18 protein-coding genes are annotated in these 15,322 nt (G+C 41.6%); 17 read left to right on the forward strand and 1 reads right to left on the reverse strand.

Annotated features, from left to right (window positions below; translation table 11 throughout):
• Positions 1–397 precede the first annotated feature (397 nt).
• Positions 398–790 carry a helix-turn-helix domain-containing protein gene (locus BUB06_RS22490; protein ID WP_072013055.1) on the reverse strand — a complete coding sequence of 131 codons (393 nt, stop codon included), beginning with the start codon at positions 788–790 and terminating at the stop codon, positions 398–400.
• A gap of 319 nt (positions 791–1,109) precedes the next feature.
• On the opposite strand from BUB06_RS22490, the gene BUB06_RS21055 reads away from it, so the two are divergent.
• The 17 genes from BUB06_RS21055 (at position 1,110) to BUB06_RS22390 (ending at position 15,319) form a co-directional block, all read left to right on the forward strand.
• On the forward strand, positions 1,110–1,634 hold the full coding sequence (locus tag BUB06_RS21055) for a transcription termination/antitermination NusG family protein (protein ID WP_039476169.1): 525 nt from the start codon (positions 1,110–1,112) through the stop codon (positions 1,632–1,634).
• Positions 1,597–1,803: a hypothetical protein gene (locus tag BUB06_RS21060; protein ID WP_236689893.1), complete on the forward strand. Its 207-nt coding sequence runs from the start codon at positions 1,597–1,599 to the stop codon at positions 1,801–1,803. Before BUB06_RS21055 ends, BUB06_RS21060 begins: the two co-directional genes overlap by 38 nt.
• 11 nt (positions 1,804–1,814) lie before the next feature.
• Complete coding sequence (locus tag BUB06_RS21065; protein WP_080726820.1) at positions 1,815–2,519, forward strand: lytic transglycosylase domain-containing protein; 705 nt, start codon at positions 1,815–1,817, stop codon at positions 2,517–2,519.
• Positions 2,485–2,826 (forward strand): hypothetical protein, encoded by a 342-nt coding sequence (locus BUB06_RS21070; RefSeq protein WP_048329449.1) that lies wholly within the window; start codon positions 2,485–2,487, stop codon positions 2,824–2,826. The genes BUB06_RS21065 and BUB06_RS21070 overlap by 35 nt, the downstream gene beginning before the upstream one ends.
• Complete coding sequence (locus tag BUB06_RS21075; protein WP_072013053.1) at positions 2,826–3,194, forward strand: VirB3 family type IV secretion system protein; 369 nt, start codon at positions 2,826–2,828, stop codon at positions 3,192–3,194. Before BUB06_RS21070 ends, BUB06_RS21075 begins: the two co-directional genes overlap by 1 nt.
• Complete coding sequence (locus BUB06_RS21080) at positions 3,151–5,640, forward strand: VirB4 family type IV secretion system protein (protein WP_039476163.1); 2,490 nt, start codon at positions 3,151–3,153, stop codon at positions 5,638–5,640. The genes BUB06_RS21075 and BUB06_RS21080 overlap by 44 nt, the downstream gene beginning before the upstream one ends.
• Positions 5,641–5,675: 35 nt before the next feature.
• A complete protein-coding gene (locus tag BUB06_RS21085) occupies positions 5,676–6,353 on the forward strand; it encodes a type IV secretion system protein (RefSeq protein ID WP_048329451.1) in 678 nt (225 codons plus the stop codon).
• Between the two features lie 29 nt (positions 6,354–6,382).
• Positions 6,383–6,784 carry a hypothetical protein gene (locus BUB06_RS21090; protein WP_039476159.1) on the forward strand — a complete coding sequence of 134 codons (402 nt, stop codon included), beginning with the start codon at positions 6,383–6,385 and terminating at the stop codon, positions 6,782–6,784.
• Between the two features lie 8 nt (positions 6,785–6,792).
• Positions 6,793–7,737 (forward strand): TrbL/VirB6 family protein, encoded by a 945-nt coding sequence (locus BUB06_RS21095; RefSeq protein ID WP_039476156.1) that lies wholly within the window; start codon positions 6,793–6,795, stop codon positions 7,735–7,737.
• Between the two features lie 121 nt (positions 7,738–7,858).
• Positions 7,859–8,713: a VirB8 family type IV secretion system protein gene (locus tag BUB06_RS21100; protein WP_039476153.1), complete on the forward strand. Its 855-nt coding sequence runs from the start codon at positions 7,859–7,861 to the stop codon at positions 8,711–8,713.
• Positions 8,713–9,522, forward strand: coding sequence for a TrbG/VirB9 family P-type conjugative transfer protein (locus BUB06_RS21105; protein WP_039476150.1), 810 nt, complete (start codon positions 8,713–8,715; stop codon positions 9,520–9,522). Before BUB06_RS21100 ends, BUB06_RS21105 begins: the two co-directional genes overlap by 1 nt.
• Positions 9,519–10,826, forward strand: coding sequence for a TrbI/VirB10 family protein (locus BUB06_RS21110; protein WP_039476147.1), 1,308 nt, complete (start codon positions 9,519–9,521; stop codon positions 10,824–10,826). The genes BUB06_RS21105 and BUB06_RS21110 overlap by 4 nt, the downstream gene beginning before the upstream one ends.
• A 225-nt stretch (positions 10,827–11,051) precedes the next feature.
• On the forward strand, positions 11,052–12,110 hold the full coding sequence (gene virB11, locus BUB06_RS21115; protein WP_039476143.1) for a P-type DNA transfer ATPase VirB11: 1,059 nt from the start codon (positions 11,052–11,054) through the stop codon (positions 12,108–12,110).
• A 10-nt stretch (positions 12,111–12,120) separates the two neighbouring features.
• Positions 12,121–12,483 (forward strand): hypothetical protein, encoded by a 363-nt coding sequence (locus BUB06_RS21120; protein WP_072013052.1) that lies wholly within the window; start codon positions 12,121–12,123, stop codon positions 12,481–12,483.
• Positions 12,483–14,096: a type IV secretory system conjugative DNA transfer family protein gene (locus tag BUB06_RS21125; protein WP_039476140.1), complete on the forward strand. Its 1,614-nt coding sequence runs from the start codon at positions 12,483–12,485 to the stop codon at positions 14,094–14,096. The genes BUB06_RS21120 and BUB06_RS21125 overlap by 1 nt, the downstream gene beginning before the upstream one ends.
• A gap of 76 nt (positions 14,097–14,172) precedes the next feature.
• Positions 14,173–14,484 carry a TrbM/KikA/MpfK family conjugal transfer protein gene (locus tag BUB06_RS21130; RefSeq protein ID WP_072013051.1) on the forward strand — a complete coding sequence of 104 codons (312 nt, stop codon included), beginning with the start codon at positions 14,173–14,175 and terminating at the stop codon, positions 14,482–14,484.
• A gap of 16 nt (positions 14,485–14,500) precedes the next feature.
• A complete protein-coding gene (locus BUB06_RS22390) occupies positions 14,501–15,319 on the forward strand; it encodes a TcpQ domain-containing protein (RefSeq protein ID WP_080726818.1) in 819 nt (272 codons plus the stop codon).
• Positions 15,320–15,322: the final 3 nt, after the last annotated feature.

Below are 15,322 nucleotides of genomic sequence, written 5' to 3' on the forward strand. Positions count from 1 at the left end.
CGGACCACTCCGACGGCGAAAATAGGCTTCTTCGTGGCTGTAAATTGGTATGGCTTAGCAGGATGGGGGGGTTAATAGGTATATTCTATAAAGGTATCGGCTGCGCCGAGTTTTCCGGCGGATGAAACCACATTGATACATGAGATTTCATTTCCGCCTGCATGTGCCTTTGGCACATCGAAAACCGATCATACTCATCACACGGAGGATCATCATTGGATCTTTAGATCTAAACCCAAAACCCGCTTAACAGGGCGATGGCTCACTACGTGAACCATCACCCAGGACAAGGATATGTAAAAGTGTGTCGTCAAGTCCCAAATCGGAACCCCAAAGGGGCCCCCGCGATTTAGAACTTGACGATATCAGGGGAGCTGAAATACGCGGCTAAAAAAGGTCAGGGCTTTAAAGATGAAGGAATTTCTTCATTAAGCATGATTTCAGTACGTCTATTAAGCAATGACGCAATCGTATCGGTTAATGAGGTTAGATTGGAAACAATTCTTTCTAGCTCAGTTACCTCGCTAGGCGTGAATCTGAATTTTTTATGCCGTTTATGAACAGAAAGCAAATGCTCAGCAAGAAGATCGTCACGGCAATACAGAAAGCATTCAGGAACGCCCAGTATGTCGGCAAAACGGCAGGCTTGCTGAAAGTTTGGGCTATGTGTGTCCGTCTCATAGTGAGAAATTCGGCTTACTGTTAGCTCATCGATACCAGCTCGTTTCGCTAACTCCGATTGTGTCATTTTAGCTGCTTTTCGGGCAGCTTTAAGTCGCTTACCAATCATGCCAAGTCTCCTTAATCCATTACAGGAGTTTAGGCCTGTTAACTAATCTTTATTAGTTAGTAATATTAATAAGTGTATGTTTTACTAACATTTTAATGCGTACAAACGTGTACCTATCGGCAAAAACTATTGATAGGTTTGATCGTTTAAAACGATCAATACATAAAGGATTGATCTATTAAAACAATTAGACTAGATCCTCACCAAACTGCAAAATTAGAGAATTAACAATATTAAATATACTAAATGTACTGTTATCAGGGGGCTGATGCAGTGCGATAGCTATTGTAATTCAATGCGTTAAATCAAGGGAACACTTATGCAAGAGTGGTGTGATGCATGGTATCTTCTGCGCTGCCGTGAAAATGCCTGGAAAATGACGTTACAAAACTTAGATCAGGCAGGGCTGAAAACATGCTGCCCCGTGATTATTGAACGCCGACGACGGAGAGATAAAAAAGAGTCATATAGACTAATCAACATTCCTGCTTTCCCTGGTTATATTTTTGTTAAATTTAATCCATCATTAATACATACCACTGCAATTCAGAGTATTCCCGGCGCAATTGACTTTGTTCGATTCGGTAACAATATGGCTACAATAGCCCAAGAAGAAATCGATGCAATGCAACGAGTGCGTTACGATTCTACACACGGAACGTTACGGTTAGAATCTGTATTATTATCAGAAAAAACTCAAAAACGGATTGCAGAAATTTATTCCTCTGAAAACCCCGGTGTTCGCATTGATTTACTTTTTTCTATGCTGACACGACCTAATAATTATGTAATACGGAGTGAAAATAGTGTCCCAAAAAACAGAGTCCAAGAAAGCATATTCTAATACGGTTTATGTAGCACCTGAACCGCGTAAAAAATTGGAAGAGCTGATTACTGAAATTGGTTATAAAAGAGGCAGGGTGATGTCTGCATCAGGATTTGTTAGATACTTAATTGAAAACTGCGGAGAGGATGCAAAAAGGAAAATTTTAGAAAATCTATCAAATGAGTAAATGACATGACCATATTAACCGCTAGTGCATTTCTGGCGTTAGCAGCACAGTGTGCGCCAAATGTTCATCCAGACACATCCCTCGATGTTGTCAAAACAGAATCAGGCCGTAATCCTTATGCTATTGCAGAAATTATACCTAAATCAGAACGTATACCTGGCGGTAAAGAATTCATAACTCATTTACCAAGTAATAAATCAGAGGCAATGAATATCGTCAGGAGGATTGAAGGTAAAAAACGTCGTTATTCTGTTGGGTTGATGCAAATAACAAGTTCTAATTTTGATAAATTGGGGGTTACTGCTGAAATTTTATTTTCACCATGTGAGAATTTAGCAGCATTTGAAAAGATAATTATAGACTGCTGGGAACGGGGCGGTACTTTAATAAGAGCACTCAGTTGCTATTATACGGGGAATTTTACGGCAGGACTTAAATCGGAATCAGCACTAGCTAATACTAGTTATATTCAGAGGATTGGATACCCCCCGCCAAATGCTAAATATATTGTTCCGGGGACTAAAGATGATCAAGGGAAAGATAATGATCAGTCTAACCGAATCTACGAAAGAACCCCCCCGAGAACATATGAAAGTTGGGATGTTTTACGAGAATATCCCCGAGAATCACAAGTTATACCACCCTCACCAAATAAACATGAAGCGCCAAAGGAAGCCTTAAATGAAAAATCTGAACCTGAAAAAAGCATTTCGTAAGTTAGCATCAATTAATAATTTAATTTTAATGTCTCTTTTCATTCCAATCTATGCACATGCGGCATGGTATGACCCTATTGTTAAATTCGTTAAAGAATTCCAAACGGCGATTATTATCATTGGTGGAGCCGCCGCTGTTGGTTCTCTTGTCTATGTGGGTGTCTGCTGGATCATTTCCCGCATGTCTGGAAACATGGAAACTACAGCGATGGATTACTTCAAACATGCTGCCGTTATTGGCGTGGTAGGGGGTGCTGTCGCTCTCGCAACGTGGGCATACTCTGTTTGGGGGGGACAAGTCAGCTAATGGAGCAAGATGAGATTCTTGAGTTTGATACTCATAACGCTATGAGTCGCGTTCCAATGGCCTGGGGAGTTCCTGTTTTTGCCCTGTTATTTCTCGCAGTTGGCGGTCTTATTGCTACATTCGCTGGCGTGTATTTATGGGGATGGTGGGGATTTCTTGCAGCATTACCATTCATTTTGGTGATTGTAGGATTGAGGGTTATATGTGAACGCGATGATAAAGCATTTCGGCGTCTGCGTTTTTATTTTCGTCGCCAAAAAATGAATCGTAAATATGGCCGCCATCTATTAATAACCCCTAGAAATATTCGTTGGAGAGAAAAGAATGCCAGACGCGTTATTCAAAAACGCATACTCACTGGAAAATGACGCTAAGGTGCCCTGGTTAGGGCACCATGTTCATCCAGAAATATGTACGTTAGGCACCGGGCACCTTTTAGCACTTGTTCGTTTCAAAGGGGTTCCGCATGATACCCGAGATAAGAATACGTTAAATAGAGAGTTCATGCATGAAGCTCGTTGTTTTAAGGCACTAGGAAAACAAGAGGGTGCAAATCTTAAATTACAGACGTATACATTCAAACAACGTATCCATCTTGATCATCGATATAGGATGGAATTGCCGATTATTCAAGAATTAGTGGACGTCTATACTCACCCATTTCGTAATGGAACATTTCGGCAAGTCGGCTATGGAATGGCGTTAATCTTGAAATATCGTGATCTAGATGACGGTATTAGTCGTATGATTGAATTGCTTGGCTTGTGTCGTGAAATGCTGGGCGATTATGGTGTATCTGTCATGGGGATGGAGGAACGTGACGGAAAATTATATTCTCAGATTGGGCGATTTTACTCATTTGTATTAAATGGCATCGAAAAAGATATTCCGATCACCGATACCCGTCTTGGGGATTGTATTATCGAAAGCGAAACAGCCTTTGGTGCCTATGACTATGTGGAAAATCGACCCTACAACGGGCAGAGGCGCTTTGCATCAACGTATGATCTACGTGATTTCCCTTCAAAATCGGTTCCGGGGATGTGGGATGAAGCGATTGATGAGCAGTATGATTTTTGTATGGTACAAAGTTTTCTGTTTGAAGATCGTAACCGTATCAAGCGGCGACTCAAGGTACAAATGGCCGACTTATCTTCAACGGAAGGGCAATCTACCCAGACTGAAGAGCTGGCTGATAGTGTTCAGGAAGTGACGCAAGGCAAGCTGGTGTATGGGGAATATAGTGCGAGTCTGATAGTTTTTGGTGACACACCAGAGCAGGCCGTGGATTGCGGCTCAAAAATGCAGTCTTTGTTAATGGCAAAGGATACCGGTTTTATCCGTTCGACGAGTACAAACTATGTAACGTGGCTGACCCTATTCCCTGGATATGCTGATGTTATCTACTCGATGCCGAAATCTAGCGAAAATTTGGCCTGCGGTTTTTCATTGCATGCAACACCATCAGGAAAGGCATCAGGGAACCCTCCCGGTGACGGTACGGCGTTAATGCCGGTTATGACGGAGAATGGTGGGCTGTTTTTCCTTAATGCACATGACAGCCCGCCAGGACAGAATAATACAGGGGAACAATTTCCCGGCCATAAAACCACTATTGCAATGACAGGGGCAGGGAAAACGACTCTGGAGGCAATGGAGCTGCTGTTTTTTAGTCGTTGGAATCCGATGATTTTTTCTATTGACTATAACAACTCACTAGAGAACCTGCTTCGGGCATTGAATACCCGCTATTTCACTATTGAACCTGGTGTTTTCACTGGAATACAACCATTCCAACTGCCTGATTCTGTTGCTGTACGCCAATACCTTTTTGATACAGTAGTTCAATGTGTCGGAGAGGCAGACAGCAACGAGGAAATCGTGATACAGAAGGCCATTGATAGTGTCATGATGCATCATAATGTCGAGGCTCGTTGTTTTTCATTATTGTTGCAATCTATCCCTGCAACTGGTCCTAATGGCCTCAGAGCTAGGTTAATGAAATGGTGCCGAGATGATGGTAATGGCCGTAGGGGACAATATGCTTGGGTACTTGATTCCCCACGTAATCAGTTTGATCCAGCAAATTTCCGTCGATTAGCTTTTGACTGTACAAAGATTTTGAGTCGTGAATTTGCGAAACAGCATCCAAAAGCAATGGAAGTGTTACTGAACACGTTCTTTTTCCTGAAACGGCGTATGCATGAAACTGACCCCGGTTGCCTTTTAATTAATGGTATTGCAGAGTTTTGGGCACCATTAATGTTTGAAAGTACGGCAAACTCTATTATGGAAATTCTACACGCTGGTAGAATGCGTGGGGAAATGGCGATGATGGATACTCAGGTTCCTGAATATGTTTTAAGTAATGAGAGAGGGCCTTCTGTGATTCAGCAGACCATTACGCAGCAATGGATGGCAAATGATAAGGCTAAATTTGATAGCTACAGTAATTTTTCAGTTACGCGTCGTGAATTTGATAAGATAGCAGAACTGAATCAACACAGCCGCAAGGTGTTAATCAAGCAGGCAGGGGGAGCAGTAGTCATCAAAATGGATTTAAGCGGCCAGCTGAAATATTGGCTACCGTTACTGTCATCAACAATGACAAACGTCAAGGTGGCTAAAAGTGTACGGGAATCTTTAGGGAGCGATGATCCGGCTATATGGGTTGAACCGTTTTTGAATGAAATGGTAGCTATCGATGTGAAAAAGAAGCTGATTCAGCAAAACTCAGAGCTGGATGTGGATGACCCTACGGTGTGGAAGCCTATATTTGAAGAAACTATGCGCGAGTTGGGGCGGTCCGTCTAACTTTACTAAACTGATTTGAATAGTAGGGCTTATCCATGAATAACTGTAAAAACCGTATCATTGCCTATTTTGTACTGGTAGTGTCTACCGCTGTTTGCTTGCCTGTATTTTCAGCTGGGGTGCCGACTGTGAGTGTCGCCGAGTTAACGCAAATGGTATTAAATGCACAGCAGCAGGCTCAACAAGCGTTGGCACAACTTGAAAAGGCAAAGGAATCTATTCAGCAAGCAAAAAACCAATATGATCACTACAAATCCATAATGGAAGGTAATGATAAATTAGGGGCGTTTCTGAATGATCCGTATGTGAATAAATTGCTACCTACAAGTAACTGGCAAGATATTTATTCTCAAGCAAAAAATCTTCCTGATTTACGTAAGCGCTATGGATTCGTCGGGTATGAACCAGAAGCGCAGAAAGTTTTTGATAAATTGTTGTCACAGGTCGGTGTTCTAGAAGAACAGTATGAAGCGACAAACACCCGTAAAAAGAATGCCGAATCTATGCGGGAAAAATTGAACACGGTGCAGACTCCCGCAGAACGTGAGCAGCTAGCATTACGCTATCAGCAAGAGCAACTGGAAATGGCTAACCAGCAGGCACAGTTGCAAAATACCCGTTATCTGATGGAGCAAGAAGAAAAACTTGAACAGAAGAAAAAGGAGCAAGATTTTGTGAATTACATGTTAGGTAAAAATAAAACGCGCCCATAATATCTTTAATTTAAAAACAGGATTGAAATATGAAAAGGTTTTTTTTATTTGCTCTTACTATAATCGCAACATTAATGATTTCTGGGTGTGAAGATAAAGGGCAGGGTTTTATAGGTTCATGGGGGCAAGTTTCAGGGGATAAGTATCCTGCACATATATCTATTAAGTATGATGATGGGGTATATCATGTGGATGTTAACTCTTTAGATGTTGTTGCCGTTCAGAAAAAACAGGAGAAGGCGTTCACCGATTACATGTTAGGTAAAGTAAAAGAAAAACCATCTAAAGACCTTGATCTTTCTGACTGTTATAAATCTATTTCTTTGGAAGCCAAAGCATTAAACGATAGTACATTACAAGGTGATGGATTTTCGATGAGAATGGAAAATGGTAAAGTTAAATACAATGGTGAACTCTTTGCCAAAAAATAGGGTAGGCTATGGATATTCAGGTTACGCAAACACTGTTTGATGCCATAGACTCCGCTTCAAAATCCCAAATGACAAACATGAATACAATCATGTCTGTCATGGGGATTGTTTTTGGTGGGGTTTGGGTTGTTTATTTCCAAATGAAGTCACTATATTGGTATTTCGACGGATTGACGGCGGCTATAAAAGATATTTTCTTTACAATGTTAAAGGGGGGGATTATTTTTTTTATGGCTTTTACTGTTTCTTGGTACACAAGCACAGTAGTTCCTGTGGTTACTGAGTTCCCGCTATGGCTTGGTAATACTATAGCGGGAACTGAAAATGGATCGAAAAACCTAGTTGATAGTGTCATTAGTTCGTACTTAGATGGACTTATCTCACTAATAGATTCTATGGAGTTTGGTTGGTCTGGTGCCTCGGTAAAAGCACTCCTGTTAGGTGTACTTTCAACTGTTATATATTTATTAGGCGGATTGCCATTTCTTGGAGTTGCTGTTGGTACTCTGATTACGTTGAATGTAGCAACGAAGTTAATTCTTATCATTGGCCCTATATTTATAGCTTTTCTACTTTTCCCTCAAACTAATAGATACTTTTGGGGATGGGTAGGGACTCTTGGGGGATTTGTTTTAACGCAAGCTTTATTTGTTATAGTGCTAGGGATGGAAATTGCGTTTATAAATAACTTTATAATTAAAGGTGGTGAGGTAGTTACGGATTTAGCTAGCTGTTTAGCCATGCTTTTTTATTTTGGTGCTTTCACTCTACTAGCTACTGAATTACCATCTTATGCTGCTTCAATTATGGGCGGTGCATCAAGTGGTACAGGTGGGGTTGGTGGAATTTTAGGTAAAACAACTGGAGCCGGGGCAGCAGGTCAAATGAGTCGTGCATTTGGTAATAAACTGATTAATAAATTTCATAGTAGGGGGAAAGGAAATATTTCATAATAAAAATTGTCTTTTTGGTTTCCCTTCTATTTAACGATTAATAATATAAAAAACTCATGACACCCTCACTATTATGCATTGTGTTTTGCACGATGACTAAGCTGCTTTCTGGAGGAATTAAATGCTATTAAATAAAAAAGTAAAGGAAAAAACTGATCTGGAGCGCCAGCTGCATTATGGTGATGGTCCATTAGCAGGTAAAAGTAATGAAGTAGGATTAGATATACAGGCCTATAATAAAGCAGCCCAGTATTTTGAAAAGCGTGTTGCGGAAGATTATCGTAAAAAGGCTAAAAGTAATAAGATATTGGCGTTTTTATTTGGTGGTTTAGCTCTGTCGGCAATTATTGCACTTGTGGGGCTTACACCATTAAAAACCACGGAAACAATAGTGATTCGTGTGGATAAAAACAGCGGCTATATGGATGTGATTCGCCCAGGGTGGAAAAAGGAAGACACGAAAGAGGTTGCTGACGATAAACACAATATAGCTATGTATGTAATGGCCCGCGAAAAATATAATTGGGCTAGTCAAAAAACCAATTTTTCGATAGTGCAACAAATGTCTTATCCCGATGTTTTCACTGATTACAAAAATTTTCAATTATCTAGTAAAGGTTATGTTTCTACTCTGGGAACTTCTCGCCAAGTAGATGTTGATATAGATTCTATAGTCCCATTACCAGTTAGTCATGAAAAGAAATTAGGAGAAAGAGACGATATAAAAACGTATCAAGTTCGTTTCTCTCAGACATTACTTGATTCCGAAGGTAAGCCCGTTCCTGAAACTGGGCAAGCACTTAAACTTGATTCCAGCGGTAGACCTATTATCGAACCTAAAAAGGTCTATTGGACGGCACTAGTTTCATTTGATTACAACAACGCCCCACTTACCGAAGGTGAAGGGTGGGTAAACCCGAAAGGATTTGGTGTGCTGGCATACGGTAAAACACAAGAAATTCGGGAGGGGAAATAATGCGATTTCGTAAAGAGTTGTTAGCTATTTTTCTGACTGTATGGCTACCCCAAGCTGATGCCGAAATTTCGGGGCAAGGTGCTACTAATGATCGTCGTATTCAGACAGCGCTTTATAGCCCTGATAATATTTTTCGAATTTATACAATGAAAAATAGGACGACAATAATTCAACTTGAAACAGGTGAAACTATCAATACAGATGCAGGGGCTATGAGCCTTGGGAAACCAGGTGGTGAGCAAAGTCCCGAATGGGTGTTAGGCGCTAACAAAGAAGGGCGGATCATAATGATTAAGCCCAGCAGCTACGCAGAAGAGCCTGAAACAAACCTCATTATTAGTACCAACCGGCGCACCTACCTGTTTGAACTGAAACTAGCAAAAAATTTAGCATCAACAACGTATCTGTTCCGGTTTGATTATCCTAAACCGCCGGTGATCGGAGAAACACCATTTACGGGCCGCGATATTAACAAGAACCCATGCGACGGAACGATAAACAGGCAATACCAAAAACGTGGAGACGTAGCTATATCGCCTTACTCCGTTTGGGATAATGGTACGTTTACATGCTTCCGGTTCCCTACAAATGCACCGCGCCCTGTTATCTATGAAGTGCTTCCAGATGGCACTGAAAGTATGGTTAATATGAGGCCGGTCAATGACATTATGGTTGTGCATGGTGTTAGTCAGGAATTTAGGCTCCGTCTGAATAAAATGGTTTTAGCGATACGTTCAAAGGTGAATAATACAGGATGGTACAATTATGACGGTACGACTACAGGAGATATCAGGGAGATTAAAAAGTGAGTAATGATATTTCTCCTCAAAGTAGTGATTTATCCGTATCTAATGTTCAAGGAAATAAAATAGGTCAGGGTGGGTTTTCATTAAAACCTGCTGGGCGAAAAACTCCGATTAACTGGAAAATTGTAGCAGTAATTATCGGTGGTATTATTTTTGTGCTTGTCTTCACTATTTTTTTTGCAGCGTTAGTAATAAAAAACAGAGCAGAACCTGAGACTGAAATTGATGAATCTAAAATTAAGACTGAGGTTGTGACACAAGGTAATCGTAGGTCTGAGGATGTAATGGGTGAATACATGGAAGCAAATCGCCCTACTGTAACCCAGGAACAGCCAACAACAGTAACAGCACAGCCAAACACTCCAGTAGATAAACAGGATAATAACGTATCTAACACAGACAGTGCTAAGGCAGCAGAGCATAACACTGATAATGCAGCTAAGGCCCCTAGAGAGCCGGAAACAATGTTTGCCCCAATAGCGCGTTTTGATTCTTCAGGGATGAGCCAAGGAACTGGGGGAAATAGTGATAGTAGCGGAGGGCGTTCCTCTGATGCAGAAGAGCGCCTACGTGCCTTTGCTAATGCTGATCCTACAGAGTTGGTTAACCAAGCGTTGCGAAGCCAGGGGGGGAATAACGATTTATCCGGCAGTACCAGCGGGCGGGGCGGGTTGCTCAGTGAGCTGGAGCCCTCTCGTAATTATGCAACTGCAAAAGCCTATATGTCCCCAGCTCGTAAGTATCTACTGAAACGACAAACCCGATTTCAGTGTGTTTTGTACAATGGTGTGAAAACGGACTATCCAGGCTACATCACCTGTTATTTATTAAGGCCTTTATATTCATCCGATGGCAGTACAGTTTTAGCGGAAGCCGGTGCTGAACTTAACGGTGAGCAGAACGTTGAAGTGAAGGCGGGACAAAGCAGTATATTCACCGCATGGACGCAGCTTGAAACCGCGCCAGAGGGCGTTAGAGCTTCATTGAACGGATTGGGAACAGATTCAATGGGGCGTAGCGGTACAGATGCATATATCGATAATCATTACGGCCAACGTTTCGGCGGTGCGGTCATGCTCTCCTTTATTAAAGACGCATTATCTTCTGCATCGAATGCGACGAAGAAAAATAGTGATGGTTATAGCGTCGATAATACTGAGCAAAATGCAGAGGACATGGCGAGTAAGGCGCTAGAAAATAGTATTAATATCCCTCCAACTGGCTATGTTTTACCCGGAACTGTCATCACTGTTATTGTGGCTCAGGATATCGATTTCTCTAGCGTGTATAAAATTCGACGTAGGTAACTATTACTGAGAGAGCAACGATGATAACGAACCTTATCGCACGATTACCGCGCCGCATTATTTTGGCAGTGAGCATGTTCTTAATCGCCATGTTAATTACATTAATTAAACCAAATAAAACAACAATAAATAAGGAGCCTCCACCTTCTTGTTCAGCTTCACCTCAACTACTTAATTCTTCGGATAATAAACCGGATGTTTGTATTAAAAAAAGGGGAGAATCACATGAATGACTTCATGTATCAAGATTCTACACTTAAAAATGATGAACTGGTTCTTGGTTACCTTGATCAATCCGGTGTGACTGAACGTTTAGCTATGGAGGGAGTAACAGAGGTAGCCATTAATCGACCTTTTGAAATCTGGCATGAAACATCAAAGGGAGGTTGGCAACGTGAAGATGCGCCCTGGCTGACGCTAGATATCTGTGAGCATCTGGCGGGAACGTTAGCTGTGTACAACAGTCGAGAACTAACACCTAAATCTCCAATAAAAACTGTGGAGTTACCAGGCGGTGAACGCGGCCAGTTAGTTATCCCCCCCGCTTGTGAACGAGGCACTGTATCGATGACGTTCCGTAAGCCGTCGCTACAGCGGTTCACCTTGAATGATTATGTGTCTAGCGGTCGATTTGATAAGGCGAACCGCATAGCACACAGACAGACGGAATTATTCGACTGGCAAAAAAAAATGAAACAGCTGATCGAGGCCCGTGAGTATATCGATTTTTTCCAGCTGGCCGTGGAACATAAACTCAACGTTATCATTTTTGGCGGTACTGGTTCCGGTAAAACGACATTTGCTAAAGCTGTAGTTGATATTTATCCCAGTAACCGGCGTTTACTAACGATTGAAGAACTGAACGAAATGAAATTACCGAATCATCTCAATCATGTTCATCTTTTATACGGAGACTATGTAACGCCGAAAGATCTTGTTTCATGCTGTATGCGAATGAAAGGGGATCATATTTTACTGGCTGAACTTACCGGTGATGAGGCGTGGGATTTTATGGAGTTATTGAACACTGGTCATCCCGGAACGATCACTACTGCACACGCCAACGGCAGTCTTCATGGTTATGCGCGTATTGCTGGGTTAATTAAGCAATCTGCTGTCGGAGCTGGGCTGGAATTTAGCTATATAGATCGACGTGTCAGAACATCTTTTGACGTAGTTATGTATATGGAACACACCGAGATTCTTGATGTTACATATGAGCCTGAAATTCAGTTAGCACTTTTGAACGGTGCAAGTCTCGAAAGTGCCCTCTCTGTAAAATGAGGTATTCCAGTTGGAAAAAATAAAACTATTACTAGTCATCGTTGCTCTTTGTTGCCTATTTTTTATTGTAGGTTTGTACGCGGGGGGATGGGTGTGGATTACTTTGTCTGACGTAAAACAACCTTTATCCTTGTTGACTCTCTTTAATCAGGGTGGTGTGCAATCTTTGACTGATAAATCCCGGATGTTATTACCGTGGGCTTGGAGTATCACTGCCGCTATTACTTTCTTTCCTGCCGGAGTCTCACTGTTAGCTATGACCTCTGGATCTAACGGTAATAGAAAAGATCTTCATGGTAATGCTCGATTTGCTAATAAAAGGGAACTCCGTCGTCTTTGGTATACTGGGCCAGAACAAGAGGAACGTGATTAATGAATAAGAAGAAAATACCTAAAGGTTGGGCTATAGAAAATGGTCGGCTGATACAAAAGAAAATAACCAGCTATCCACCAATAATCTATGGCAAAGACCCATTTAGCAATAACCTATTAGCGTCCTACGGCCAGACTTATTTAATGTTAGCAGCGCCGCCTGGTAGTGGTAAGGGTGTTGGTATAGTTGTTCCTAATTTACTATCATATCCACATTCTGTAGTAGTTAACGATTGTAAGTTTGAAAACTGGCATCTAACCGCAGGATTTCGTAAGTCGTGTGGTCAAAAAGTATTTCGATTTTCTCCTGAACGTTTAGAAACTCATCACTGGAACCCTCTAAAAGTTATTAATAAAGACCCATTATTTCGTTTGGGGGATACGCGTACATTGGGATCATCACTGTATGTTCCCGACAACATGAAAAATGCCAGTTGGTTTTCCAAAGCCCGAGACATTTTCACGGCTATTGTTCTCTACTTAATTGAAACGCCATCACTCCCGTTAAGTTTACCGCAGTGCTATGAAATAGCATCGCTGGGAACCCGTCTCGGGGAATGGGCTCAACGAGTAATTGACGAACGAGACGGAAAGACTGATGAATTATCTGCTGAGACAGTTCGTGAGATGGGAGTAATTATCTCTGAATCAAAAAGCAAAGAATTTTCAACTCTTATGTCATTCGTTACTGGTCGCCTGAGTCTATATGGTGAAAAACTCGTTGCGCTGGCATTGACTGAAAGTGATAACCCAGATGAAAACATCGATTTTAGCAAGCTGCGTGAAGAGCCAACTAGCATTTATTTTTGTGTGACCGAAGGCGCGTTAAAGAAATTTGGGCCATTGATGAACCTGTTTTTTTCTCAAGCGATTCGTGAGAACAGCAAGGTATTGCCGGAACAAGGTGGACACTGCGAGGATGGATCACTGAGATTGAAATACCAGGTTCTGTGTTTAAAAGATGAATTTGCCGTCATGGGGCGCATAGAAGTAATGGAAACAGCACCGGCATTGACTCGCGGTGCAGGGCTGCGTTACATCATCATTTTCCAGAATAAAAGTCAGGTTTGTTCGGATAGCTGCTATGGCCCGGAGGGGGGGAAAGCGGTTATGGACCCGTTCCATATCGAAGTAGCATTCGCGCCCGGTAATATTGAAGCGGCGAAGGAATATAGTGAGCGATTAGGCACGATGACTCTTAACGTGGCAAGTAGTAATAAGGGACTATCAGAAGGACAGCGCCGTTCGAGAGGGCAAAGTTTTGCTGATCAAGCAAGGCCGTTGATGTTGCCACAAGAAATTAACGAACTACCATACGGGGAAGAACTAGTTTTCTTGCAACCAACAAAATGGAATCCAGCAATGAAAATCAGGTCTGAAAAAATATTCTGGTATAAGGAACCTATATTTAAAAGCAGAGTGGATGAATCACTTTATCCGATACCAATAGTACCAAGCGGCGATGTGTCAAAAATTGATACTTTAGTTGTTCCAATGAATAAACCTAAGAAAAATAGTGTGAAAATAGCCACACCAGAGGGTGATTATTTAAATGCTGAACAACAAAGGCGTTCAATAAAGGAGTCGGAGCTTGAACCGTATGAAGAAGAATAGTGATTGTGATTTAATTATTATCTGAATTAAATATTATTATGATAAAAATCCTTTAATATAAATAAGGTCGATCTTCATGAAATTATCTGTAATTACGGTGGTGTTGTTTTTTTTTGTATCTACTTCTTCATTTGCCGAAAAAAACAGTGTTAATCCAAATGACCCTTGTGATGTTTTTTTCTGTATGGCTGGAATGTTTTATGGGGAAAGAGCTGAATGTCAATCGGCAATAAATAAATTTTTCAGTATAAATTCTTTTAAGAAAAAAGGTCGATTTGACCCATCAAAAACATTCAGTCAGAGAAATGATTTTTTAAGTCAATGCCCATCAGCCGATCGAGATCATGTAAGTAAAATTATGGATAAATTCGGAAGAGTCAGAGGGTAAAACAAAAGGCGCTGAAATGTACAAAAAAAGACTTATTGTTAGCAGCATCCTAGCTAATATATTAACAGGTTGTAGCTCTCCGCCTGAACTATCAGAACCCACTGGTAAATGGATCGACTTTGAAAATACACCATCGACAATAACTGTTACACCTAGGCCAATTACAGCCACAGCAGCACCAACACCAGGGAAACCGGCAGTAACGCCAATTACGGCCACAGCAGCACCAACATCAGGGAAACCAGCAGTAACGCCAATTACGGCCACAGCAGCACCAACACCAGTAAAACCGGCAGTAACGCCAATTACGGCCACAGCAGCACCAACACCAGTAAAACCGGCAGTAACGCCAATTACGGCCACAGCAGCACCAACATCAGGGAAACCAGCAGTAACACCAGTTGCGGCCACAGCAGCACCAACACCAGTAAAACCGGCAGTAACGCCAATTGCAGCCATAGCAGCATCAGGGAAAAATCCATTTAAGCCACAAACAACGGAGCTGAAGACCCCGGTTACTCCTGCTATCACTACAGCGCCACCGAAAGCGCCGGTTGTACTGATAACGCCTAAACCTCTGCGTCAGTGGGAAGTCAAAAGCGGAATGATGCTGAGAGCCGCGTTCACCTCTATTGCGGAAAAAGAAATGTGTGCAGACAGGAAGTGGCGTGTCGAATGGCAGGCTACTGATGTTGATTACCCTGTAGACGCTACGTTGCGATTTACCGGGGAATTTGATGAGTTTTATTTCAAGCTATTCAAGTTATACGAGAATGCCGAAATTCCGCTCTTTGTAAAAAAATATCCTAATTGTGTACTTGAAATAGTAAGGTGATTT

This window comes from Pectobacterium carotovorum (genome assembly GCF_900129615.1).
GTDB classification, from domain to species: Bacteria; Pseudomonadota; Gammaproteobacteria; order Enterobacterales; family Enterobacteriaceae; genus Pectobacterium; species Pectobacterium carotovorum.